18 protein-coding genes and 1 pseudogene are annotated in these 22,084 nt (G+C 61.3%); 4 read left to right on the top strand and 15 right to left on the bottom strand.

Annotated elements, in window-relative coordinates:
• Positions 1 to 10 precede the first annotated feature (10 nt).
• The 10 genes and pseudogenes from ACVWW1_RS01525 to ACVWW1_RS01480 form a co-directional block, all read right to left on the bottom strand.
• Entirely contained in the window at positions 11 to 1,261 is a 1,251-nt protein-coding gene (locus ACVWW1_RS01525; RefSeq protein ID WP_456654598.1) for an acetyl-CoA C-acetyltransferase, read from the bottom strand.
• Between the two features lie 263 nt (positions 1,262 to 1,524).
• Positions 1,525 to 1,788: pseudogene (locus ACVWW1_RS01520) on the bottom strand (helix-turn-helix domain-containing protein); the annotation flags it as partial.
• Between the two features lie 10 nt (positions 1,789 to 1,798).
• On the bottom strand, positions 1,799 to 2,146 hold the full coding sequence (locus ACVWW1_RS01515) for a hypothetical protein (RefSeq protein WP_456654597.1): 348 nt from the start codon (positions 2,144 to 2,146) through the stop codon (positions 1,799 to 1,801).
• 916 nt (positions 2,147 to 3,062) lie between these two features.
• Positions 3,063 to 4,664: an MFS transporter gene (locus ACVWW1_RS01510; RefSeq protein WP_224924516.1), complete on the bottom strand. Its 1,602-nt coding sequence runs from the start codon at positions 4,662 to 4,664 to the stop codon at positions 3,063 to 3,065.
• 390 nt (positions 4,665 to 5,054) lie between these two features.
• Entirely contained in the window at positions 5,055 to 5,720 is a 666-nt protein-coding gene (locus ACVWW1_RS01505; RefSeq protein WP_456654596.1) for an isochorismatase family protein, read from the bottom strand.
• Positions 5,717 to 6,775: a 2,5-dihydroxypyridine 5,6-dioxygenase gene (locus ACVWW1_RS01500; protein ID WP_456654595.1), complete on the bottom strand. Its 1,059-nt coding sequence runs from the start codon at positions 6,773 to 6,775 to the stop codon at positions 5,717 to 5,719. The genes ACVWW1_RS01505 and ACVWW1_RS01500 overlap by 4 nt, the downstream gene beginning before the upstream one ends.
• Positions 6,762 to 7,613 (bottom strand): alpha/beta fold hydrolase, encoded by an 852-nt coding sequence (locus tag ACVWW1_RS01495; protein ID WP_456654594.1) that lies wholly within the window; start codon positions 7,611 to 7,613, stop codon positions 6,762 to 6,764. Before ACVWW1_RS01495 ends, ACVWW1_RS01500 begins: the two co-directional genes overlap by 14 nt.
• Entirely contained in the window at positions 7,610 to 8,410 is an 801-nt protein-coding gene (locus ACVWW1_RS01490; RefSeq protein WP_456654593.1) for a maleate cis-trans isomerase family protein, read from the bottom strand. The genes ACVWW1_RS01495 and ACVWW1_RS01490 overlap by 4 nt, the downstream gene beginning before the upstream one ends.
• A gap of 19 nt (positions 8,411 to 8,429) precedes the next feature.
• On the bottom strand, positions 8,430 to 9,398 hold the full coding sequence (locus ACVWW1_RS01485) for an amidohydrolase family protein (RefSeq protein ID WP_456654592.1): 969 nt from the start codon (positions 9,396 to 9,398) through the stop codon (positions 8,430 to 8,432).
• A 78-nt stretch (positions 9,399 to 9,476) separates the two neighbouring features.
• Entirely contained in the window at positions 9,477 to 10,709 is a 1,233-nt protein-coding gene (locus ACVWW1_RS01480) for an ABC transporter substrate-binding protein (RefSeq protein WP_456654591.1), read from the bottom strand.
• A 149-nt stretch (positions 10,710 to 10,858) separates the two neighbouring features.
• Here ACVWW1_RS01480 and ACVWW1_RS01475 point away from each other — a divergent pair, with 149 nt between their 5' ends.
• A complete protein-coding gene (locus ACVWW1_RS01475) occupies positions 10,859 to 11,404 on the top strand; it encodes a MarR family winged helix-turn-helix transcriptional regulator (RefSeq protein WP_207831594.1) in 546 nt (181 codons plus the stop codon).
• 89 nt (positions 11,405 to 11,493) lie between these two features.
• Here the strand turns inward: ACVWW1_RS01475 and ACVWW1_RS01470 are convergent, their stop codons facing one another.
• The 5 genes from ACVWW1_RS01470 to ACVWW1_RS01450 form a co-directional block, all read right to left on the bottom strand.
• Positions 11,494 to 12,630: a xanthine dehydrogenase family Fe-S subunit gene (locus ACVWW1_RS01470; RefSeq protein WP_456654590.1), complete on the bottom strand. Its 1,137-nt coding sequence runs from the start codon at positions 12,628 to 12,630 to the stop codon at positions 11,494 to 11,496.
• Positions 12,627 to 13,466 carry an FAD binding domain-containing protein gene (locus tag ACVWW1_RS01465; protein ID WP_456654589.1) on the bottom strand — a complete coding sequence of 280 codons (840 nt, stop codon included), beginning with the start codon at positions 13,464 to 13,466 and terminating at the stop codon, positions 12,627 to 12,629. Before ACVWW1_RS01465 ends, ACVWW1_RS01470 begins: the two co-directional genes overlap by 4 nt.
• Positions 13,463 to 15,841: a xanthine dehydrogenase family protein molybdopterin-binding subunit gene (locus tag ACVWW1_RS01460; RefSeq protein WP_456654588.1), complete on the bottom strand. Its 2,379-nt coding sequence runs from the start codon at positions 15,839 to 15,841 to the stop codon at positions 13,463 to 13,465. The genes ACVWW1_RS01465 and ACVWW1_RS01460 overlap by 4 nt, the downstream gene beginning before the upstream one ends.
• Before the next feature lie 80 nt (positions 15,842 to 15,921).
• On the bottom strand, positions 15,922 to 16,434 hold the full coding sequence (locus ACVWW1_RS01455; protein WP_456654587.1) for an aromatic-ring-hydroxylating dioxygenase subunit beta: 513 nt from the start codon (positions 16,432 to 16,434) through the stop codon (positions 15,922 to 15,924).
• Between the two features lie 21 nt (positions 16,435 to 16,455).
• Positions 16,456 to 19,308: an FAD-dependent oxidoreductase gene (locus ACVWW1_RS01450; RefSeq protein WP_456654586.1), complete on the bottom strand. Its 2,853-nt coding sequence runs from the start codon at positions 19,306 to 19,308 to the stop codon at positions 16,456 to 16,458.
• Between the two features lie 655 nt (positions 19,309 to 19,963).
• Between ACVWW1_RS01450 and ACVWW1_RS01445 the strand changes: the two genes are divergently transcribed.
• The 3 genes from ACVWW1_RS01445 to ACVWW1_RS01435 are packed head-to-tail and all read left to right on the top strand — an operon-like array spanning position 19,964 to position 22,009.
• Entirely contained in the window at positions 19,964 to 20,437 is a 474-nt protein-coding gene (locus ACVWW1_RS01445; protein ID WP_456654585.1) for an Arm DNA-binding domain-containing protein, read from the top strand.
• A complete protein-coding gene (locus ACVWW1_RS01440; protein ID WP_456654584.1) occupies positions 20,349 to 21,221 on the top strand; it encodes a tyrosine-type recombinase/integrase in 873 nt (290 codons plus the stop codon). The genes ACVWW1_RS01445 and ACVWW1_RS01440 overlap by 89 nt, the downstream gene beginning before the upstream one ends.
• Before the next feature lie 44 nt (positions 21,222 to 21,265).
• A complete protein-coding gene (locus ACVWW1_RS01435) occupies positions 21,266 to 22,009 on the top strand; it encodes a hypothetical protein (RefSeq protein ID WP_456654583.1) in 744 nt (247 codons plus the stop codon).
• The last annotated feature ends 75 nt before the right edge of the window (positions 22,010 to 22,084 follow it).

Here is a 22,084-nt window from a genome sequence, read left to right as displayed (position 1 = left end):
CTTTCGCCGATCAGATGCGTTCGATGATGATGGCGGGCGCCATGCCGCCGGCGGCGCACATGGTGACCAAGCCATAACGTCCGCCGCTGCGCTCGAGCTCGTCGAGCGCCGTGCCGATCAGGATCGATCCGGTGGCGCCGATCGGGTGGCCGAGCGCGATCGAGCCGCCATTGATGTTGACCTTCTCGCGATCCAGCTCGAGGTCGCGGATGAACTTCTCGGCGACGACCGCGAAGGCCTCGTTGATCTCCCAGACGTCAATGTCGTCCTTGGTCAGGCCGGCCTTGGCGAGAACCTTCTTGGCCGCCGGAACCGGCGCATTGAGCATCAGCGTCGGATCGTCACCCTGATTGGCATAGGCCACGATCCGGCCGCGCGGCTTGAGGCCGTGCTTCTCGGCATATTCTTTGGAGGTGATGAGGACTGCAGCGGCGCCGTCCACCACGCCCGAGCTGTTGCCGGCGTGATGCACGCCCTTCCACTCGAGGTCCGGATAACGGCGCTGGATCTGCTTCTTGAACGTCACACCGTTGCCGAGGTCGAAATCGGCAAGCTGCTCGAAGCTCGGCTTCAGCGAAGCAAGGCCTTCGGCTGTGGTCTCGGGGCGCGGGAATTCCTCACGACCGAGGGCGACGCTGCCGTCGTCGTTGAGCACCGGGATCACCGACTTGGCGAAGCGGCCTTCATCGATCGCCCGCTTGGCGCGCTGCTGGCTGACCAGCGCCAGCGCATCGCAGGCTTCGCGGCTGATCCCCTCGCGCGTGGCGATGGCGTCCCCGCACACGCCCTGGTGCGACTGCGGGTGAATCTCGTCAAGCGCCGGATTGCCCGAACCCATCATCCGCGCCGGCTGTCCCGCCTTGGAGCGCTCGGCCGCGAGGGTCTGCTGATAGCTCATCATCTCGGTACCGCCGGCGATGACGCAATCCTCCATTCCCGACATCACCGAAGCTGCCGCGAGGTTCACCGACGTGATGCCGCCGCCGCAGAAGCGATCCAGCGTCGTGCCGCTGGCGTTGATGTCGTAGCCGGCGGCGAGCGCCGACATGCGTCCGAGATCGCCGCCCTGCTTGCCCTCCTGGGTCGAGGTCGACCAGATGATGTCATCGACGGTCGACGTATCGAGCTTGTTGCGCTCCTTGAGCGCGCCGAGCACGGTTGCGGCCAGTTGCTGCGGATGCAGATGCGATAGCGCACCCTTGCCCGGCTTGCCGATGCCGCGCGGCGTGCGGACCGCGTCAATGATGTATGCTTCAGACATGCGTTTCCCTCTACTTTGGATGTTTCTTGACTGTGAGCTCGTGTCGATTGGTCCCCGCCGTTTCCGCCACGTCTTCTGCTCCGGAACAAGCCGAGGCGTCAGCGGTGTGGCGTGACCGAAAGCGGCGCGGCAACCGGCTTGCGCTGATCTTCGAAGTACTCGAAGCGCGAGTTGATCAGCATGGACGGTTGCGCCGTTGCGCGCTCCCGCTCGTCGGCGCAGACGGGCTTGTCGCAGCCCTCCGCGAACAACGGGACGCCGGGCGCGGCGGCGTGCGGACCGAGAGCATATTTCTGCTCTTGCGGCAGGTAGATCAATTGGCCGATCTGGGTGAGGGTCAAGGTGAGACGGGAGACCGTCGATCGGGGAAGACCGCAGCGATCGGCGATTTCGCGATTGCCCAGGCGTATGCTTCGACATTCGAAGCAACGCACGATGTCGAATGCGCGCGATACCACCTGTATCACGCGCCGGTTGTCCGTGCCGGCGCTGCCTTGCGCCATCAGTACCTCAGATCGACGTCCCATCGTTTACGCCTCACTCCTCATTTTTCATACGGGTGAATGAAACCCACCCTGGTTCGGGCAGGACGCGCCGGTCCGCGACATCGCTGTCGAGCGCGCAACGCCGAGCGGCGTACGCGCGAGCGGACCTGCATGCAGAATCTGACGGCAGCGATCGGCGCACGCCGCGTCGCCGCCCGTGAGGATCGAGCCGGCGGCTGTGCCATGTCCGCGCGGCCACGAATTCGGCGTGCCGGACAAGGCCATTCCCGGTCTGTTCGAGGCCGGTCTGCATCGCGCCGATGGGCACCTGGCCGTCCAGCCCGGTGAAGCCGCGACCGCGCGGGGCAAGCAGCTTCGGATATCGATCGCCGGCCAGCATCAGGCGGATTCTTTCCCTAGGGTTTCAGATCTTAATTAATTGATTAATTAGTCAGGTGCTTAAAGTGGGCGCTTCCGCCTGTCAACCGCCGTTGCCGCAGGGCGCCCCGCGTGCCGATGGCACCTCGCGCATCGCTCAAGCCGCTCGGAGCCGTAGCAGCTGCCGATCTGTCGCGACGAACTTCAGCAGTGCTGGACCGCGATCGAATGGAATTTCCGACATGAAGGCACGCAGGCTCCGACGCATGACGCAGAAGCGGACGCGGAATCACGCGCCGGTCGTCGCACCGGGCGGCCGGTCCGTCACTCGCAAGACGAACACAGGAAAGATGTGAGTGAATTCAGGAAAGGTAGCGCGGAGAGAGCAATGCGCTTGTCGAAACAGAACGCGACCGCTGGCCGGAGTGGCCGTTACGAGGGCTAAACCTAAGCTTTGAAAGCTTGGTGGGCGCACCAGGGCTCGAACCTGGGACCCGCTGATTAAGAGGCAGCTCCTTTATGGGTTATTGCAGATACTTAGCTGTAAAAACCCATCTCAGCGCGGTCATATACATCAATAGGTTACGACCGAATTGTAAATCACAATCCGCCCATTGCTTGAAGCCGCAATGGCCTTTCTCCCTGTCCTTAGCGATGGAAGGAGAGCGGACGACGAAGCGTGGTGGTGACCGGATCGCCCCGGGCCCGCTCAAAACGGTCTGGTTGCGGGTTCGAGTCCTTGCCGGGCCCACCACAGAAATCAATCAATCGCTTATTCGGCCTTACTTGACCTGATCTGGACGACCGCACGAGATACGTGCTGTTTTCGTTCGTGCGCGAGTGCTCGGTATTCGTGAACGAGATTAGACCGATAGCCTGGGTGACGGTATCCAGCTGCAATTTTCTGCAAGTTGAATTGCCACCTGCGACCCGTGGGTTCAATCCAACGGACGACCACGCGTCTCCGGCACGAGGCAAATAGCGACAACAAATGCGAAGCCGGACACGATCACCGGATACCACAATCCGAAGTACGGATTGCCGGAATACACATTCATTGCCGTGACGACGAAGGACAGCATACCTCCGACCCAGCCGGCACCCACATGGAACGGAAACGAGAGGGAGGTATATCGAATGCGCGCCGGAAACAGTTCGACCATGAAAGCCGCCATCGGGCCGTACACCATGGCCAGATAGAGCACGAGGACGAACAGAAGCCCAAATACCGCGGGGCGATTGATCTTCGAAAGATCGGCGGACGACGGCCATCCCGCCGAGACCAACGCCTGCCTGAGGCTGTCGGCGTTGAAGCCTTCGACGACCTGTCCCGCGATTTTGACCGTGGTCGGTGCGCCCGGGGCTGCCTGCTCCGATCGATATTGGACACCAAGATCCGTCAGAAAACCGGTGACCTTGTCGCATTCCGTGGTGGCCTCGGCAAACAGACGGAAATTGCAGTCGCGAGCCGTGACGACGATATCGGTGCGATCGAGAAAGCGCTCCAGGGCCGGATTTGCATAGTGGGTCAAGCCTTTGAAGATCGGCTGGATGGTGACAGCCGCGAGCAGGCAGGCCATCGCCATGATGGGCTTGCGTCCGATACGATCGGACAACCAGCCGAAGAAGACATACAGCGGCGTGACCACCACCAGGGCCGGCCCGATCAGCAATTGCACGTCGTCCATCGGCACTTTCAGAGTCTTGTTGAGAAAGAACATCGAATAGAAATGTCCGGTGCCGAAGATCGCGCCAAGGCCCGCAGCAACGACGAACAACAGAACGACGTATTTGAGGTTCGCGGCGCGCGTAAAGCTCTCCGTGACCGGCGCCTTGGACGTTGCGCCGGCAGCCTTCATTCGCTGGAACGTGGGCGACTCGTGCAGCTTCGCCCGGAAGTAGACCGATACGACCAACAACAGCAGCGACAGCACGAATGGCAGGCGCCAGCCCCAATCGTGGAATTGCGCATCGGAAAGGATGAGCTTCAACCCGAAGACGACAATGATGGAGCTCAGAAGCCCAAGCGTCGCCGTGGTCTGAAGCGAGCTGGTGTATGCTCCACGCCGGTTCACCGGCGAGTGTTCCGCGACGTAGGTCACGGCTCCGCCCACCTCGCCGCCAAGCGCCAGACCTTGCAGCAAGCGGCAAAGCACGAGTCCGTACGTCGCAGCGATTCCGATTTGATCGTAGGTCGGGAGCAGTCCGACACCAACCGTGGCGACGCCCATGAGGATAATGGTCACGAGAAACGTCTTCTTGCGTCCGACCATATCTCCCAGGCGACCGAAGAACAGTGCTCCGATCGGGCGAATGAGGAAACCGGCACCAAACGTTGCGAGGCTTGCGAGGAATGCTGCGGTCTCATTGCCTTTCGGAAAAAAGAGGTGCCCGAGCTGAACTGCAAGCGCCGCGTAGATGTAGAAGTCGTACCACTCGAGCAGCGCGCCAAAGGATGACGCCAATACGACCTTTTTCTCCTCGGCGGTCATTGCGGAAGTCGCGCGAATGGCGCTCGCATTATGCAGCATGTCCGTCATCGTCCCCTCATCTCTTATTTTGCTTAATTAAGATGTATACTGATCTTATTTTGCTTAATTAAGATGTATACTGATTATATCATCTTAGTGACGGCAGGCAACATGGAATCGAAGCAGGACAAAACCCGGCTATAATATGCAGATATTCCGTAACATAGCTCGATCCAAACAACTCCGATGCGCCCTAATTTCATCAGTATACAAACGATATTTAGCTCCTGATTGACGCCTGGTCCTCTCCGTCAAACCTCGACCAGCGTGCGGGCAAAAAAATCCCGCGGAGACGCGGGACAGGCAGGGAGCTTGTTGTCGAAATATTCGGGCACGATCGCCGACTCTTGCGCAATCGATTCTGCCGACGAACCGACGGCTATATCGTCACCGGGTCCGCTAGCAGACGCCTGCACCGCCAGTCGCAACGGCAGAACCAGCAGTCTTGGCTTCCACGAGCTTCAAAGTATCGGAGAGGTCCATGACGACCGCGTACTTCTCCGACATGTCGAACAGGTTCGCCTCGTGCGGACCGATCGCACGGTCCCCGACGCAATCCCTGACCACCAGCGGAAGGAAGCCGAGCGACATCGCGTCAACGACGCTTGACCGGACGCAACCGCTGGTCACGCAACCGGCGACCACAAGCGTGCGGACGCCGCGCTGCGTCAGCCATGGTCCCAGTCCTGTCGCGAAGAATGCCGACGGCACGGTCTTCCGGACCACCAGCTCACCCGGTTCCGGCGCAAGCTGCGGAACGATAGCACTATTGGAAGAAGACTCCTTCAGCGTGAGCAGCCCCGGCACCTTCATAGCGAACACGTTGCGATCAGCGTCGTCGTCGGCGAATACGATCCTCGAATGCGCAACCGGCCACCTTCGCCGGCGCGCTTCATCCAGCAGTCCGATCGTCCTCTCCATGGCGGCGGCGATGTTGCCGCCGCCGAAAACGGCGGGATCAAGAAATCCGTTGACGAAATCGATGATCAGCAGCCCGAATGGAGCATCGAGATCCAGGCCCTTACCGAAGCCCTGCCGGCGATACGTCGCCTTGTCGTCGGTCATTCGGCAGCCTCCCGAACCGGTCCTCCATCGAGCACCTTTCCGTTTCGGACGACCTCCTCCCCGTCGAGCGCGATCGTGCAATTCCGCATCGGAATATCGATATGACAGGCCGTTGTCCGGCTCCCGCCGGCCTCGTTGTTCGGGCCGAACGAGAACAGGAAATTGCCCTCGAACGCCCGCGCGTCCATGCCGATCGTGGCCTCCCGGTCATAGAGACCGAGCGTCGACCACTTGGCTCTCGGCTGCAGTCCCCAGCCGATGTGCGACATCGCATATGCGTCTCGATCGTTGTACGAGGCCATGTACTCGCTCAGAATCTCGGCATCGACGCCGCCCTCGATCGAGGTCACAAAGCCCTTCTCGATTCTGAAGTGGATGCGATCCTGAATGTAGGACTTCATCGGAAGCAGAATATCGCCCCGCTCCATCACGATCATTCCATCGGCCTCCCCCTCATTGGCCCAGGTCAAGGCGAAACCGCTCGGCCAATGATCCCACCGCCCGGGCTCGTCGACAAAGCCATATTCGCTGATGGCCGGGAACTGACCCAGTTTGAAGCGGACGTCCGTGCCGGCCGGCGACGTCACATGCATCTCCTTCGCCTTGCCGAGCTTCGCACTCGCGGCGGCAACGCGCGCACGGTCAGCCATTGTCGGCACCATGCGAACGAGGACTTCCGGCGGCTCGACAGCCAGCAGGATTTTCGTGCCCGCCTTCAAAATCTCGTGCTGTTCGGGAGAGAACAGCAGGGTCATCAGGTCCAGGACGAGGTCGCTCTCCTTCAGTGCCGCGATCGCTGCGCGATTCCCTGTCAGGGGCGTCGTGCCGAGATAGGCCAGCGAGTCGCGGCTCAGGGCCTTCTCGCCGTTGACCGGCAGCAGATCGAGCCGGTTGACGATTGCACCCATCGACACCGCCGCGAGGATTGCGGTCGACAGGGTCTGCGGATGCGTCGACGAGCTGGTGAGCACGGTCACGAGTTGACCTCGCTCCAGCTTGGAAAGCGAGAGAACCTGTTTCCAAGCCTGTATCAGATCGTGATCACTGACCGACATGTTGCTTCTCCTTGCTGATTGCAGCGCCGAGGGGAGCGCCAAGAAACTCCTCAAAGGCGGCGTAGAATCCCGCCTCATCATCCCATGGAATCATGTGTCCCGCGTCGACGACGCGCGTAGTCGAAGCGCTCGGCATCAGCCGTCGGATTTCGGCGATGTCCTCGTCGCGAATGACGTCGCCACGTCCTGCAGCGATCAGCCGGACGGGAATGGTGATCCGTCCGAGATCGCTGTGAATGTCGTCATTGTGGAATCCGTCAAAGCTCTCGCGCACCGCGCGCTCGTCGCAGGTGTGTAGCCACTCCGCACGCAGCTTCAGTTGATCCTCGGTCCAGGTCGGGCAGAACGCCCGCATCGATTCAGCGTTGCAACCGGCAACCGAGAGCCTGATGGAATCGACGTACCAATCGAGCCTCGCCGGATAGGCGCGCCGCCCCGGTCCCGAGACCGGCGGATCCACCAGGACAAGCCTCGCGAGTCCGGGCAATCCGCTACGTGCCGCACGAACGGCAATGCGGGCCCCCATCGAGTGGCCGACCACGGTATAGCGTGGCAATTTCAACGCCGCAGCCAGTTCGGCCAGATCGGCAGCCTGCGCGTCCAGGCTGTAGTCGAGAGTAGGGCCTGACTGCGACAGTCCGCGCCCTCGAATATCGAGAACGTAGGTCTCGAACTCGCATCCAAACCGCTCGCCGACGAACCCCCAGGTGATCGCTGGACTGGTGATGCCCGGTAGGATGATGATCGGATCACGCCCCGCCCGCGCCTGCCCGTAGAGCAGATAGTGCAGCCGTACACCGTTGGCCTGGACGTTTGCGCCGTATCGGAGTGTACTCATCCGGCGGCCCGCAGTTTTGCGTGAGGAGCGGCCGCTGCATTCTTGCCAAAGGCGCCCGAGAGCAACGCGCCGGCGCCCGGTACCCGCGTGTTCAGGTCGAGCGCCGTCAGCATGGCGTAAGTGGTCGCCACCGCCGCCGTGATCACTGGTCTGCCGGTTTTTGCCTCGACCTCGGCGATCGAAGGCAACGACGGCATCTGCACGCACGCTGACAAGACGACCGCGTCGGCATCCTTGAGGTCCATCCCCGCCACGATGCTGGGCAAGTTCGCCGGGTCGTGCCGACCGACCATGATGTTGTCCGGAATCTCAAGCGCGCGGGAATCGGAGACGTTGATCCCCTCATGCTCGATGTAGTCGATGACGAGCTGCGTGAGCGGCTTCATATACGGCGCGACGACGGCAATGCGCTTGGCGCCGATGACATGCAGCGCGTCAACAAGGGCACCGGCGCTGGTCACTACGGGAGCTGGCGCGCCGTTCTCGACCGTGCGACCATGGAGCCGCTCCTGCGAGACGCGGTGATACGACTTCCCCATGCTCATAATCGCGACCAGGCAGGCGTAGCCGAGGACGTCGACGCGCGCGTCCGAGAGTTCAAGCGCGCAGCGATCGGACTCGCTGTCCATGGCCGCGAGTTCTTCCTTCTTGACCGTCTTCATCCGCATCCGGCTCGAATGGAAAGTGAAGCGCGTGCCGTGCGCGACCGAATGCGCATTGAGCATCGCTGGAATTTCAGTCTCCATGGTCGTATTCGAGCTCGGAACGATCTGGCCGATGCGGTAGACCTTCTGCATTTGGTGTCTCCTCGGCCAATCAGGCCAGCTTCAGAATGCGTTCGGCGTTGCGCGAGCAGACCTGCGCGCGGACGTCCTCGGTTATCGGAGCGCTCTCGATGAAATCCGCGGCTATTGCCGTCGACTCGTAGGGGTAGTCGACCGAAAACATGACGGCTTCGTTACCCATCTCGGCAAGCGCGCAGGCAAGCGCCGCAGACGAACAGACGCCTGACGTCGTGATGAAGATATTGCGTCCGAAGTATTCGGAAGGCTTGTGCGCAAGCCGAACGCCATGCGAGTACACGGCGAAGCGGCTGTCGAACCGCCAGAGCAGCATCGGCAGCCCCTCGCCCATGTGGCCAAGGATGATCTTCAACCGCGGAAAACGATCGAAGACCCCTCCGAACAGCAGTCTGAGCGCATGGGTCGCGGTCTCGACGCCCCACCCCCACACTGCGCCGGTGAGTTCAGGATGGCCGTCATAAGCCTTCGGAACTGGACTTGGGTCCGTCGGATGCAGGTAGAGCGGCACGTCCAGGTGTTGCATCTGCTCCCAAAACGCGTCGTAGGCCGGATCGTCATAGTAGATCCCGCCCGTATGACCATTGACCAGAGCTCCCTTGAAGCCGAGAACTTCGACGGCACGGGTCAGCTCGCTCGCAGCCGCCTTCGGGGAATGCATCGACAGCGATGCGAAGCCGGCATAGCGGGCCGGATGCCGCTGAATCTGCTGCGCCAGGTAGTTATTGCCTTCGGCGGCGCGCCGGATGGCGACGTCTATGTTGGTTTCAGCCTGAACGCTTGGTCCAGTCTGCGACAGAACGACCTTGTCGATTCCGGCCCGGTCCATCTCACCGAGCCGCAAATCTTCGAAGTCCCTGAGTTGGGACGACAGCTTTGATTGCGCAGCGGGGTCCATGTGCCTGGTGAAGACCTTCGAATATTCCTCGAAGCCCGGCGCCGTGAAGTGCTCTTCGAGCGCGATCTTGCGAATTCTGGACGACATGAATTGCTCCTTACGGATCCCGACGTAGGCGGATCCCGGTCACAACTGAGACGGACGCGACCGGGACGGCGCTGACAGTCACTTCACCAGGGGACATTCGCTTTCAGCCAGAGGCTTGAACGCCTCGGCCGCGGGAATGGTCGCCAGAACCTTGTAGTAGTCCCACGGCGCCTTCGACTCCGACGGTTTCTTCACCTCGACGAGGTACATGTCGTGGACCATCCGGCCGTCGGCTCGTACCGAGCCGGTCTGTGTAAAGGCGTCCCGCACCGGCAGCTCGCGCATCTTTTCGGCGACCGCTATCCCGTCGTCGGTGCCGGCCTCCTTCACCGCTTTCAGGTAGTGAAGCACGCCGGAATAGACGCCGGCCTGCGCCATCGTCGGCATCGCTTTACGTTTCTTGTAGAACTTCTCCGCGAACGCACGGGTCTGGTCGTTCAGATCCCAGTAGTAGCCGGTCACGAAGGTGAGCCCCTGAGCGACCTGAAGACCGAGACTATGCACGTCGGTGATGAATGTGACCGGCGTGACGATTGTCTGCCCGCCTTGCACGATCTGGAATTCGTTGGCTTGCTTCACGGCATTGACCGTGTCGCCACCGGCGTTGGCGAACGCGATGACTTTTGCCTTGGAGGATTGAGCCTGAAGCAGGAAGGAGGAGAAATCCGGTGTGTTCAGCGGATGGCGCGCAGCTCCCACCACCTTGCCGCCGGCGGCTTTGACGGCTTTCGAAGCTTCCGCCTCGAGCGAAAGACCGAACGCATAGTCGACCGTCAAGAAGTACCAGGTGTCAAAGCCCTTCTTCACGAGGGCAGAGGCGACGCCCGCCGCATTCGAATAGTTGTCGTAGGTCCATTGAAACCCGGTCGGCGAACAGGCCTTGCCGGAAAGGTCCATGGTTGCCGCCGTGGAATAGATCGCGATCTTCTTCTTCGCTCTTGCGACCTCCTGGACGGCCAGTGCCACGCCCGAGTTGGGGAAGTCGACCACCATGTCGACGTGATCAACATCGAACCATCGACGCGCCAACTGCGAACCGACATCAGCCTTGTTCTGGTGATCTCCCGACATCACCTTGATCGGCTTGCCGATCACGGTTGGCCCGAACTCCTCCACCGCGATTTCCGCAGCCGCAACGGACCCGGGCCCACCGAGATCCGAGTAGACGCCGCTGAGGTCGTTGAGGACACCGACCGTCACGGCGTCCGGTCCAGCCTTGGCCGGACCCAGACCCGACATGAGGATAAGTGCGAGAATTGATGATGTGAACCTGTTCATGAGCCATCCTCCGTTTGCCTCGCGCGCCGCCATCTTATTGTTGTTATTCTCAGGTCAATCCTGGAATCGGCGGTACCGCTCGCGATAAAGAGATGTATACTGAGTAATTAGGCGGCCCGTCAAGGGGCGTTCGGCACTCATTTTCTGACCGCGGACCGCTCAAAGAATGGAAGGAATGCACGTTGAAGAAGCAATCATCCACCAATTCCACGAGGTCCGAAGTCAAGGTGGAGATGGCGCGGATGCCCCTGGCATCGCGCCCAGGCTACCTGGTTCGCCGCCTCCATCAGATCCACTCGGCGATCTTCCTTGAGGAGTGCCAGGAATTCGGCATCACGCCGGTGCAGTACGGCCTGATCACGACCCTGCTCAACAACCCAGGCATCGATCAGGTCACGCTTGGTGGTGAAGTGGGCATCGATCGCACGAACGTAGCAGATGTTCTGAACCGCCTGTCGGAACGCGGCCTGGTGCGGCGCGAACGCAGCCAAACCGACCGGCGTTCGATGGTGGCGTTCCTGACCAAGGAGGGCGAGGCGGTCGCCGACAAGATGTACGACAGCATGCGCCGTGCGCAGGATCGCTTCCTCGCGCCCCTGCGTCCCGAGTTCAGGGCAGCGTTTCTCGCGATGGTGACCGAATTGATCGAAGGCAACAGCAAATACAGCCTGCCCGACACCAACTCAGCATCCGCACGACGGAAGTCGGCGGCCAGCCGGGACGAATAGCTGGAAGCAACCCAATTTTAATCAGTATACATCGTTATCTCAGGGGTGAGCCCGGCAATTGTGTTGGGGATGGGGCCGCTTCGGCGGCCCTATCGCTGTGACAACAAGCGCGCCTTGATGACGGACCAGATCAATCCGAGGCCACCGAGCGTCTTTCGGCGAGGCGGAGCCGCCCCGGTAATGGCGGCTTCGAGATTCTCGGCGAATGTCGCCGCCAACCGACGCACAACGTCGTGTACCAGTCCGGCTCGGTTGAATTGAGCGAGGGGGCCGCTCAGCTTCCAGGTCAGGACGACCGCAATCAGGGACGCGCTTGCCCCGGCCGCGATGACGGTCCAGCGCGCGCTGCCCTCCGCGGACGACCCTTGCCCGGAATCGCGCCCGCGGCCGGTCAGCCACCCCTCCCGCTTGGAGGGATCCATCCCGACCTTTGCCTGGCCGTTGAAAGTGACCTTGATCGGGCCCAGTGCGATCCTGACCTTGCCGACAAGATCTTCTCCGTTGAGTGACGTGATCTCGGCTCCGGGCACACACGGGACCACCCGTTGGAGGTCCGAAAGCAGGCTCCAAACCTTTTCGGCCGGCGCAGCCACCCGCACCCGTTCCTCAATTGAGGTGCTGCCTGCGGATTCACCAACCGATGCCGCCATGGCTGGAGCCGACGTCCGCGTCACGGCGGCATTTATCGCTGGAGTGGGTGCAGGCGGCGACCTTGAGCCGTCGAGCCTGCTGATTACCGGAGCCGCAGCCGCCGCGACATCGGGCTTCTTCCCTGCGGCGACTTTCTTGACCGCGGCGACGATCCCGACATAACCAGTGCATCGGCAGAGATTGCCGGAGAGTTCCTCGCGCAGGGCGCGCTCATCGATTTCGCCGAGGCGTAGTACGATATCTCGTGCCGTCGTCAGCATTCCCGGTGTGCAAAAGCCGCATTGCAGGGCGTGGTGCTCGGAAAACGCCTCGCGCAGTTCCTGCATGGTTGGATCATCGTCAAAACCTTCGATCGTGGTGACGTTGCCGCCATCGCAATCGGCGGCAAATGTGATGCACGACCGCTGGATCCTGCCGTCGAGTACAACGGTGCATGCACCGCAGACACCCTGCTCGCATCCGAGATGCGTTCCGGTGAGTTGAAGCTCGCCGCGCAAGAAGTCCGCCAATAGCGTGCGCGGCTCGACATCCGCCACGACGACGCCTCCGTTGACCGTCATCGACACCTGCGTCATCGGCGCTGTCCTTCACCCAAGATCGCCAGAGCCCGGCGAACCGCGACCGCGTGCAATTCCTGCGTGTCGAGATCAAGATTCGGCAGAACGTCGCGGATTTCCTCTGCGACGATCTCGCATGCCGTACGCGGCCCCGCCTCGGCGAGACGTGCGGCGGTGTTGGGCAGCAGCGCCGGCGAACCGCTGGTTGCACCGGCAAGCACCCGCTGCAGGCCCGCCTTCGGATCGAGAACGACAACGCCGATTGCGTTGGCGAATTCACCGGTCTTGCGGCAAATCTTGTGGTAGGCCCAGGATGCATCCGCCGACAGTCGCGGGACCTCGATTGCGGAAATCACCTCGCTCTCACCGAGCTTGGTCGCAAACGCTCCGTCGACGAAGCTCTCGGCAGCATGGCGCTTCGGCCGTTCGCCGCCACCCTGGACGACGATCGTGGCCCCCAGTGCCGCCAGCGTCGAGACCCAGTCTGCGGCCGGATCGGCATGCGCCAGGCTTCCGCCCATGGTGCCGCGATTGCGCACCGCTCTGTAGGCGATCCCGTGTGCGACTGATCGCAGCAGCCCGCGCGTCGGGTCCTCCAGCACACCATCCTCGATCTCGGCGTGGGTCCATCCGGCGCCGATCGAGAACACCCTGTCGTCGGCCGCAAGCTCCCGAAAGCCGGACGCGCGCTTGATGTCGATCAATAGTTTGGGGCGGGCCAGCCTCAGGTTCAGCATCGGCACCAGCGACTGGCCGCCAGCCAGCACCTTGGCGTCGCCATCGGCCGCAGCGAGGAGTTCGGTTGCCTCGCCGAGGGTCCGTGCATGCCTGAGCTCGAACGCCGACGACTTCATCGCGCGACGCCCGCTTCAGGAGCTGCCGCCTGCGACGGACGCGCGCGCCGAATTGCCTCACGGATCCGCCGTGGGCTCGCAGGTACCTGGCGTATCGCAGCGTTGAGCGGCGACAAGGCATCGTTGATCGCGTTGACGATCGCAGCAGGCGGCGCAATCGCGCCGCCTTCGCCGACGCCCTTGATTCCGTGAGCCGAGTAAGGCGACAGCGTCTCGCGATGGTCGATGCGGAAGCTCGGCAGCTCGGTCGGACCAGGCAGAATATAATCGAGCAGCGTCGAGGCGAGCGGTTGAGCGTTGTCGTCGTACGGGCTCTCTTCGAACAGCGCAGTGCCGATACCTTGCGCCGCCCCTCCATAGGTCTGCCCCTCGACAATCATCGGATTGACCATGCGTCCACAATCCTCGACGATCGCATAGTCGAGGATCTCGACCAGACCGGTCTCGGCGTCGACCGCGAGCCGAACGGCGTGCGTGGCGTAGGAAAACACGCCCGTATCGACGTCCGGCTTGTATCCCTCGGTCGCCTCAAGGCCTGCCGTGTTCACGGTCTCGGGAAGCTGGTCCGGGCGAAGATACCAGGCGCGTCCGATATCCTCGTAAGAGACACTGGCATTCGCCGCAAAGATCCGCCCCTCGGCAAATCCGACGGCGGCCGGCTCGACTTGCAGCAAATGGGCGGCAATTGACTTGATCCGACCCGCAACGACCTCGGCGGCCCGCGAGACCGCACCACCCGACATGACGATCCCGCGCGATGCGTAGGCGCCAGTGGAGAACGGCGTCATCGCCGTATCGCCGAGCGTGACCCTGATGTGCTTGAGCGGAACACGCGTCTGTTCGTGAGCAATCTGCGCCAGCGTCGTCTCCAGACCCTGCCCGATGGTATGGATGCCCGCAGCGACCTCAAGCGCGCCGTCCGGCGTCAACTTCACATGCGCCTGATCGAACCCCGGCACCAGCGGCAATCCCCACGACGCAAACACCTTGGTGCCGTGCGCGGACTGCTCCGTAAAACTGGCAAACCCGATGCCGAGATAACGGCCCCTGTCGTCGCGCCTGGGTCCTGCGCGGAATGCCTCGAGACCGATCATGTTCTTGGCGGCAACGAGCGCCTCCGGGTAGTCACCGGAGTCGTAATGCTTGTTCGTGATGTTGGTGTACGGCATCGCCGAAGCCGGGACCAGATTGTCCCGGCGGACTTCCCATGCTTCGCGATCGACCTTCTGCGCGATCGCGTCAATGACCTGCTCCATCGCAAAACAGACGCCAGGCCGCGCAACACCGCGATAAGGCGCGAAAGGCGGCTTGTTGGTCGCAACCGAATAGGTACGGCACCGGTACGCAGCCAGATGATACGGTCCGGGCAAGTTTCCTCCGGCCTGCGCAGCTTCCAGGCAGGCCGTGAACGGCCATACCGAGTACGCGCCCGTGTCGACGGACACTTCCGCGTCCAGCGCGAGAAGCCGCCCCTGCGTGTCAGCATAGGCCTTGATGTGGTATTCGTGCTGCCGCGCGTTGGCACCGGCGACGAGATGTTCCCTGCGATCTTCGGTCCAGCGGAACGGCTTCTTGAAGGTTGCAGCCAGCCAGGCGACGGCAATCTCCTCGGGCTGCAGCTGGCACTTGTAGCCGAAGCCGCCTCCGACGTCCGGTGGGGCGACCCTGATTTGCGCCTGCGCAATCCCGAGACACTCGGCGAGCCCGGCTCGTATCAAGTGCGGCACCTGGGTGGAGGTGTGCACCACGAGCTGATCGGCGCGATCATCCCACCAGGCCAGCACGCCCTTGCCTTCCATGGGATGCATCGTCTGTCGCGCGCATGACATCTCGAGCTCGACCGAGATCGGCGCCCTCGCGATGACCTCGTCGACGCCGCTGTCGAAGAAGGTCTCCAGAAACAGGTTATCACCCCACTCCGGATGCAGAAGTTCTGCGTTGTCACGGCGACCGCCCGCGCACGAAACGACGGCCGGCAGTTCGTCGTAACCGATCTCGACTTGCTCGATCAGGTCTTCCGCGATCGCGCGGCTTTTTGCCACGCACATGGCAATGGGTTCGCCGACGAAGCGCACCTTGTCGGTGGCCAGGATCGGATATTGCGAGACCTTGTATCCGGGAATGGAAGATCGCGTAACGATCGGCGCGACGCCGACGAGATCATCGGAGAAGAAGGTGTCGACGGCGTGATCCGGCGATTTCGTCTTCGACAGGATCTTCGCATGCGCGATCGGACTGCGCAGGAACGCCACTTCCCGTAGCCCAGGCATGTGGATGTCACCGACGAACCGGCCCCGGCCACGCAAGTGCCGGGCATCCTCCTTGCGCTGCGCTCGCGCCCCGATACCTTCACCGACCGCCCCGCCGCTGCTCATGATGATCCTCTCATGCGCCCTGCCAAAACGTTCCCGACGTCACGAAAGTCACAGTGGTCGTCCTCCGATCGCAAGAGGCTTCACACCGGAATGCAAAGCGCGTTGGGAACGAGCAGGTTATCGTAAACGCAACGGCGCTGCTTGAGCTTGAGGCCCTCGTCGGAACGCTGAAACACGTCATAATAGGTTCCGACTTGGTGAATGGTCGCGTCCGGGCGATCGAACAAGACCTGCAGGACGATATAGTTCGCCCGGGCCTTGATGTTTCCGTGCTCATCTTCGCCGAGCAACTGTAAATTGCTGATCAAGTGGCGAAGATACCGCGGTGCAAACATGGCGGTTTTCTCCAGCGCGAACGCCCGATCGCGAATCATGCCCCTGTTCTCGCAATAGATGAGACCAACCGGATGGCCGCGATCTTCGTTCTCGCGCGACAAAACGACATAGCTTGCGTCCGGCGTGAACATCTCGCTCCAGTCCGACAGACGTTGCTCGTCGAGGGCGGCAGCGTACCGGCAGTTAAACTGCTCGATTGCGTTCCGAAGCATCAGCTGGTGAATTTGTGCCGTGTAGGTGGGATCGGTGGCCAACATCTGAATAGCCCGCATCTCTCGTTAGAGTTCCATCGCGCTGCGCCAATGCTGATACATCGCGCGTATCGACGCCTCGGAGATCAAGGTATCTGCGGTGCCAATCACCCCGGGATCCAGCTCGACGACATGTTGGCCGTCGGGGACCGCGAGCATGCCGTCCTGCACAAACTTGATGGCTTCGTTGTCTTCGAGGCCAAGGAATCCTGCCGGGCCCATCAGATTGCCTTGCCGCAACCGATGGCGGGTCATCTCCTCGTCGTCACCCTCGAAGCCGAACATGGTCCACTTCATGATGAACTCGTTCGGTCCCGTCGGGACGATCTGCCGAACGCCCAAAGTGTTCATCTCCCGTTGCACGATGAGATTGGGCCAGATCGTCGTCATGGTCACCGACCAGGGACTATCGAACTCGCTGACGAAATCCATGAACCGCGGCTCCTCGAGCCGCATACCTTCCTTGTAGGCGCGCATCTCCTTCTTGGTGCTGTTGTCGAGCTTGCTGACGTCCGATTTTGCCGATGCCATCACGCCATGCCGACCGGAGGGGTCGGCAATCATAGATGACTTGTTGCCGGCGACCAGCAGGCCGAACGTCACCAGAAACGTATGCAGCAGCGTTGCGTGATACGGATCCTTGAGGTTCTCGTGATAGAGCTTCCAGTTTCCCGGAAGGCTGTGGCGATAGTGGCCGAGCACCTTGGGCTTCCGCCCGTCGAACGTCGCCTCGAACTCGCGGAGAATCTCCGGTCCGAGATATTCGACCAACGGCTCCATGTCGTGGAGGTACGACGCGAACACAACACCGCGATGGGTCGTGACTTTCAGCTGCCTGAGCCCGTGGTCTGCATTCTTGAAATCGCGCGGCATTCCGCCCTTGCCGTCGACTCCTCGGCGGAACGGCACCCCTGCCAGGTTGCCCTTCAGGTCGTAGGACCACTGATGATAGGGACAGACGAATTCCTTGGCGTTGCCGCTCAGCTCGCGACAGAACTCGGCCGCACGATGAGCACAGCGGTTCTCGAAGACGTTGATCGAACCGTCCTCGGCGCGCGATACCACGACGGGCGTCGGTCCCACATTGGAACGGATGAAATCGCCAACGTCGGGAAGCTCACTCTCCAGCGCGACGTAATTCCATGTTCGCCCGTGAAAGATCCTTTCGACTTCGCGCCGGTAGATGTCGTCGTCCGTGTAGACCCAATCAGGCACCCTGGTGAGCCCCTCGGATGGCCAGACATATTGCTTCGACGTCGTCGTCACCGACCTCTCGTTCACCACCTGGGTAATCTCCTCTTTGCCGTCACTCGTGAGCAGAGCAGCGGAAACCTTGGCGATATCGAACATGTCAGGGTTTTCGAGCTCCTTGCGCGCCTGCCGTATCGCGGCAGGATCAGAAAACGCGACCACGCTGGTAAGCCGTCCGGTGTCCGGATCAATCGTGCGGTAGACGGCGCCAGGTTCGCCATCGCAGCCTGTGAGCGCGACTTTGTCGCCCGGTGACGAGACCCCGAGTATCTGGATGTTCAGGCCAAACTGGTCGGTCCAGAACCAGGGGGCCTGCGCATGCGTCCTCGGCGAAGCCCCAGCAATCGATTGCCCCGCGGCTGCACCTTGCTGCTCCGCATTGTGCCAACTCTCGAAACGGCAGGAGCGCCCCCTAACCGGACGGCAATGCAGCGCGCAGTCCCCTGCCGCCCATATTCCCGCGACGTTGGTCCTTTGCTCTGCGTCGACAACGATGCCGCCGCCCACCTCGCAGCCGGCCGCGGTCGCCAGTTCCGTCTCGGGGGCCAACCCGACACCGACGCAGATGGTATCTGCAACGAAAGCGCCGGCGGACGTATTGACCACCAGGCCCTCACCGTCGCGGCGGATATCTAGAACTTGTACGCCCCGCAAAACGGAAACGCCGTGGCGCTCGGCAAGAGAGCGAAAGCTGCGCCCCAATGACGGCGGCAGCACACGGGCCATCAGTTCGGTTTCGCGCTCGAGGAGGACGGTGGCGACCCCGAGCGTCGCAGCGACCGAAGCAAGTTCAAGACCGATGAAGCCGCCGCCGACGATGACGAGACGCTTCGCCCTTGCGAGCGATTGCCTCATGGATTCGGCATCCTCGATCGTGCGCAGATAGTGCACACCCGGCAGATCGGCGCCGGCAATGGAAAGTCGCCGCGGAACTCCGCCGGTCGCCAGCAGAAGCGCATCATATCGAAGCTCAGTCCCGTTATTCAGGAACGCGATCCTGGCAGCTGAATCGATCCGGGTAACGGAGCACCCGAGATGGGTCTTGACGTCGAGGGCAGCCACATCGGCTTCAGCCAGCCGCCCACAGGATTCGATCGACGCCTTTCCAAGGAGAATATCCTTTGAAAGCGGCGGACGCTCGTACGGCAGGTGCTCCTCCCTTCCGACGAGATCTACCGTGCCGGCGAAGCCACTAGCTCGCATGCTGCGAATTGCCGCTGCAGCCGCCTGACCGGCGCCCACAACGACGACTGCCCGACGGGAAGGCGATCTCCTCTGGGCGCAGACCTCCGCCTGACGCTTGGGCGCAGCCTTCTTATCTCCATCGAGATCGACAAACACCTCGCCCTCCTCGACCTTGGCCGAATAGGTCTCAAGGTCCTTCGTGACCGGAGAGCAGAGCGCTTTTCCCGATCTGATATCGAACATGCCCTGGTGCAGCGGACACTCGATTGTGCCGCCGTCAACGAATCCATCAGCAAGAAAGGCTAGCGCGTGGGTGCATATGCCATGCGTGGCGAAGACCTCACCATCAAGGAGATAGAGCGCCACGGTCCTGCCGTCGATCTCGACACCCGTCACGCCGTTGGGCTTCAGTTCGTCCACGGCAATTGCTTTTCGCCACGCCATCCCAACACCTCGGAAACCGCCTCGAATTTTAATCAGTATACATCCCTTTACGAGCAATGCAAGACAAACCCGACGCTCCCGGAAGAGCTGCTAAAATGGCTTATCTATACGATTTTATTCCGAAAATCCATTCATTTGACTGGACGATCTGCCAGCATGCAGAATGCATATAAGGTGCTATACTGATTATATAGACGTGCGTTAAGCAGATGCCGAACTCCCCGACTCTGCGCCGTAGCATCAGGGCGCGGGCACGCGCGCCAATGCGCGTCGCGGCAAGGGCACAGTGCACGATTCGCGGAAGACGATGACACCCGCTGAAAGGCGTCCTGTCTCTGAAATGAGCCAAGCCGGGTCAAATCAACTGAGGGTCCTTGCTGCGAAGAGAACGCCGCACCCGATGGCTGGTCAGATCGGTTCGATCGCTCAAAACGGTCTGGTTGCGGGTTCGAGTCCTGCCGGGCCCACCAAATTGATCATCCGCCTACATCCGTAAGCATCTGCCGCCGTCCGCCAAAGTCGGGATTGATCCCATTTTTCCAGGATATTTTCATCTCCAGATGTCCGCCGACGTCCGCCTTCCGTGTGCTGACATCCAACGATTTTGTTGGTATGTTTGTTGGTAGGTTATTGATGCGGGAAACCAGATACCAACATGCCATTAACGGATGTGAAGTGCCGAAATGCGAAGGGCCAATTCAATCCGTACAAGCTTTCCGATGGGGGCGGCTTGCACTTATTGGTCAACGCAGATGGGGCAAAGTACTGGCGCTTGGCATACCGGTGGCATGGCAAGCAACGCACGCTCGCGCTCGGCGTCTATCCTGCTGTGGGGCTCATGGAGGCACGTGCGGCGCGTGATGATGCCAAGCGCAGTTTAGCTGCCAACCTCGATCCTTCCGTGGTGAAACGAGAACGTATACGGGCTGCAAAGGTGGCCACTGGCAATTCTTTCGAAGCGGTCGCGCGCGAATGGCACGACAACTGGAAGGACGCTCGTACGCCGTACGCCCTACTACGCCGGCCAGATTCTCCGGCGTTTGGAGGCAGACATCTTTCCAGCGATTGGTCGGCGTCCAATTGCCGAACTCGAACCACCGGAACTGCTCGATATGTTGCGCAAAGTTGAGAAGCGCGGGGCAAACGAAACGGCACGCCGACTAAAGCAGCTTGTCGGCCAGGTACTGCGCTTCGCAATCGTGACAGGCCGGGCGAAGCGGGATCCATCCGCTGATCTCAAGGGCGCTTTACGGGCTACAGGGGAACCGCAGCGTCACAGGGCAATGCCACTTCTGGAGTTACCGACGTTCTTGCAAAAACTGGAGACCTACAGCGGCGATCAGCAAACCAAACTTGCGTTGAAGCTCGTGACTTTAACGTTTCTCCGAACCACAGAATTGCGCGCGGGGAAGTGGAACGAACTGGAGAACCTTGATGGAAATTCCGCTCAGTGGCGCATTCCCGCCGAACGCATGAAAATGCGACTTGAGCACTTGGTACCTTTATCGCACCAGGCTGTCACGGTGTTGCGCGAACTACGCACCCTCTCGGGCAGTAGTCCCAACATTTTCCCATCGCCGGGCAAAGAGGGATGCATGTCCAGCAACACGATGCTCTATGCCCTCTACCGGATGGGATATCACGGCCGCGCCACTACACACGGCTTCCGAGCTGTGGCTTCCACAATCCTGAATGAGAGCAATCTCTTCAACCGTGATTGGATCGAGCGCCAGCTTGCGCACGTTGAGAGAAATGAAGTTCGGCGTGCCTACAACGCTGCGGAGTGGATGCCTGATCGTCGGCGAATGCTGCAGTGGTGGGCCGACCACATCACCGCCATGGCCGTGGGCGGTGATAAAATTGTTCCGTTATCGCAGGCGAGCAAAAGGCACACTATATTGAAGTCGGCATGAGCTGCGACAGGAAGGCGTGACATGAAGACGCCGACACAAATCGAATGAACAGGCTCTGGTCCATCAACCCGCTCGCTGGCGCCGCGGTGCCGCCCGATGTCGATTGGTTGATCGGTTACCTGGCCAAAATCAATAGCACCGGTCGGCCGAACGAGACGGTGGTGCAACACGCCTTCAGCGTCAACAGCCGGTTGCTCGACCTCCGCGCCCGCGGAGGCGGCACCTACGACCTCAAGGGTAACATCAAGAAAGGCTTCCGGGTTGGACCACGGCTTGCGGACCGTGGTCTCGCCAACGAACTCGCCCGGCTCGAACGCGCCGCCCGATCCCGGTCAAAGGGTCGCTGGATCAAGGCCTGGGCGGCGGTGTCGCCTCGATGTCGGCACCTTGTTTGGCATCCTCCTCGAACGCCCGTCATCAAAGTCAAACGCAAACTAAAATTCGGCCTGCTGGTCGGTTTTCGACGCCCCTCCCTCCGGCATAAACTGGTTGGGATTGATGGCGTATTAATTGGTCCTCCTGCCTTGGACGCTCTGGCGGGGATCATGGAGGCACGATGCCGCCTAGCCAACACACCCGCGGATGACAGACGCGGCAACCAGCGCAATGAGGCGGCCAATGGACTTGCCGCCGCGATCCGGTTTGCCGTTTTTGAGCTGACCGGCCGCGTCGGGTTTACCGATGATCGGGTGCAGGATACCTGCACAGGCCCGCTCGTCGCGCTCGGTGCTGCCGTCGATGCGCATTTCGGAACCCGTATCGGCTGGCGGCTGATGGCATCGAAATAACCGAATTTCACAGGTTGGTGTGCACCAACCACTGCGAACTATCGTGGACCACCTATCACCGGAGTGGTCGACGAA

This window comes from Bradyrhizobium sp. JR3.5 (assembly GCF_054057015.1).
The sequence above is the reverse complement of the archived record's forward strand: the minus strand, read 5'-3'. Positions and strand labels throughout refer to the sequence as shown.

Coding starts and splice junctions, on each gene's coding strand:
- ACVWW1_RS01525 (WP_456654598.1), bottom strand. CDS start 1,261: ATGTCTGAAGCATACATCATTGACGCGGTCCGCACGCCGCGCGGCATC.
- ACVWW1_RS01515 (WP_456654597.1), bottom strand. CDS start 2,146: ATGCTGGCCGGCGATCGATATCCGAAGCTGCTTGCCCCGCGCGGTCGC.
- ACVWW1_RS01510 (WP_224924516.1), bottom strand. CDS start 4,664: ATGACGGACATGCTGCATAATGCGAGCGCCATTCGCGCGACTTCCGCA.
- ACVWW1_RS01505 (WP_456654596.1), bottom strand. CDS start 5,720: ATGACCGACGACAAGGCGACGTATCGCCGGCAGGGCTTCGGTAAGGGC.
- ACVWW1_RS01500 (WP_456654595.1), bottom strand. CDS start 6,775: ATGTCGGTCAGTGATCACGATCTGATACAGGCTTGGAAACAGGTTCTC.
- ACVWW1_RS01495 (WP_456654594.1), bottom strand. CDS start 7,613: ATGAGTACACTCCGATACGGCGCAAACGTCCAGGCCAACGGTGTACGG.
- ACVWW1_RS01490 (WP_456654593.1), bottom strand. CDS start 8,410: ATGCAGAAGGTCTACCGCATCGGCCAGATCGTTCCGAGCTCGAATACG.
- ACVWW1_RS01485 (WP_456654592.1), bottom strand. CDS start 9,398: ATGTCGTCCAGAATTCGCAAGATCGCGCTCGAAGAGCACTTCACGGCG.
- ACVWW1_RS01480 (WP_456654591.1), bottom strand. CDS start 10,709: ATGGCGGCGCGCGAGGCAAACGGAGGATGGCTCATGAACAGGTTCACA.
- ACVWW1_RS01470 (WP_456654590.1), bottom strand. CDS start 12,630: ATGACGCAGGTGTCGATGACGGTCAACGGAGGCGTCGTCGTGGCGGAT.
- ACVWW1_RS01465 (WP_456654589.1), bottom strand. CDS start 13,466: ATGAAGTCGTCGGCGTTCGAGCTCAGGCATGCACGGACCCTCGGCGAG.
- ACVWW1_RS01460 (WP_456654588.1), bottom strand. CDS start 15,841: ATGAGCAGCGGCGGGGCGGTCGGTGAAGGTATCGGGGCGCGAGCGCAG.
- ACVWW1_RS01455 (WP_456654587.1), bottom strand. CDS start 16,434: ATGTTGGCCACCGATCCCACCTACACGGCACAAATTCACCAGCTGATG.
- ACVWW1_RS01450 (WP_456654586.1), bottom strand. CDS start 19,308: ATGGCGTGGCGAAAAGCAATTGCCGTGGACGAACTGAAGCCCAACGGC.
- ACVWW1_RS01445 (WP_456654585.1), top strand. CDS start 19,964: ATGCCATTAACGGATGTGAAGTGCCGAAATGCGAAGGGCCAATTCAAT.
- ACVWW1_RS01435 (WP_456654583.1), top strand. CDS start 21,266: ATGAACAGGCTCTGGTCCATCAACCCGCTCGCTGGCGCCGCGGTGCCG.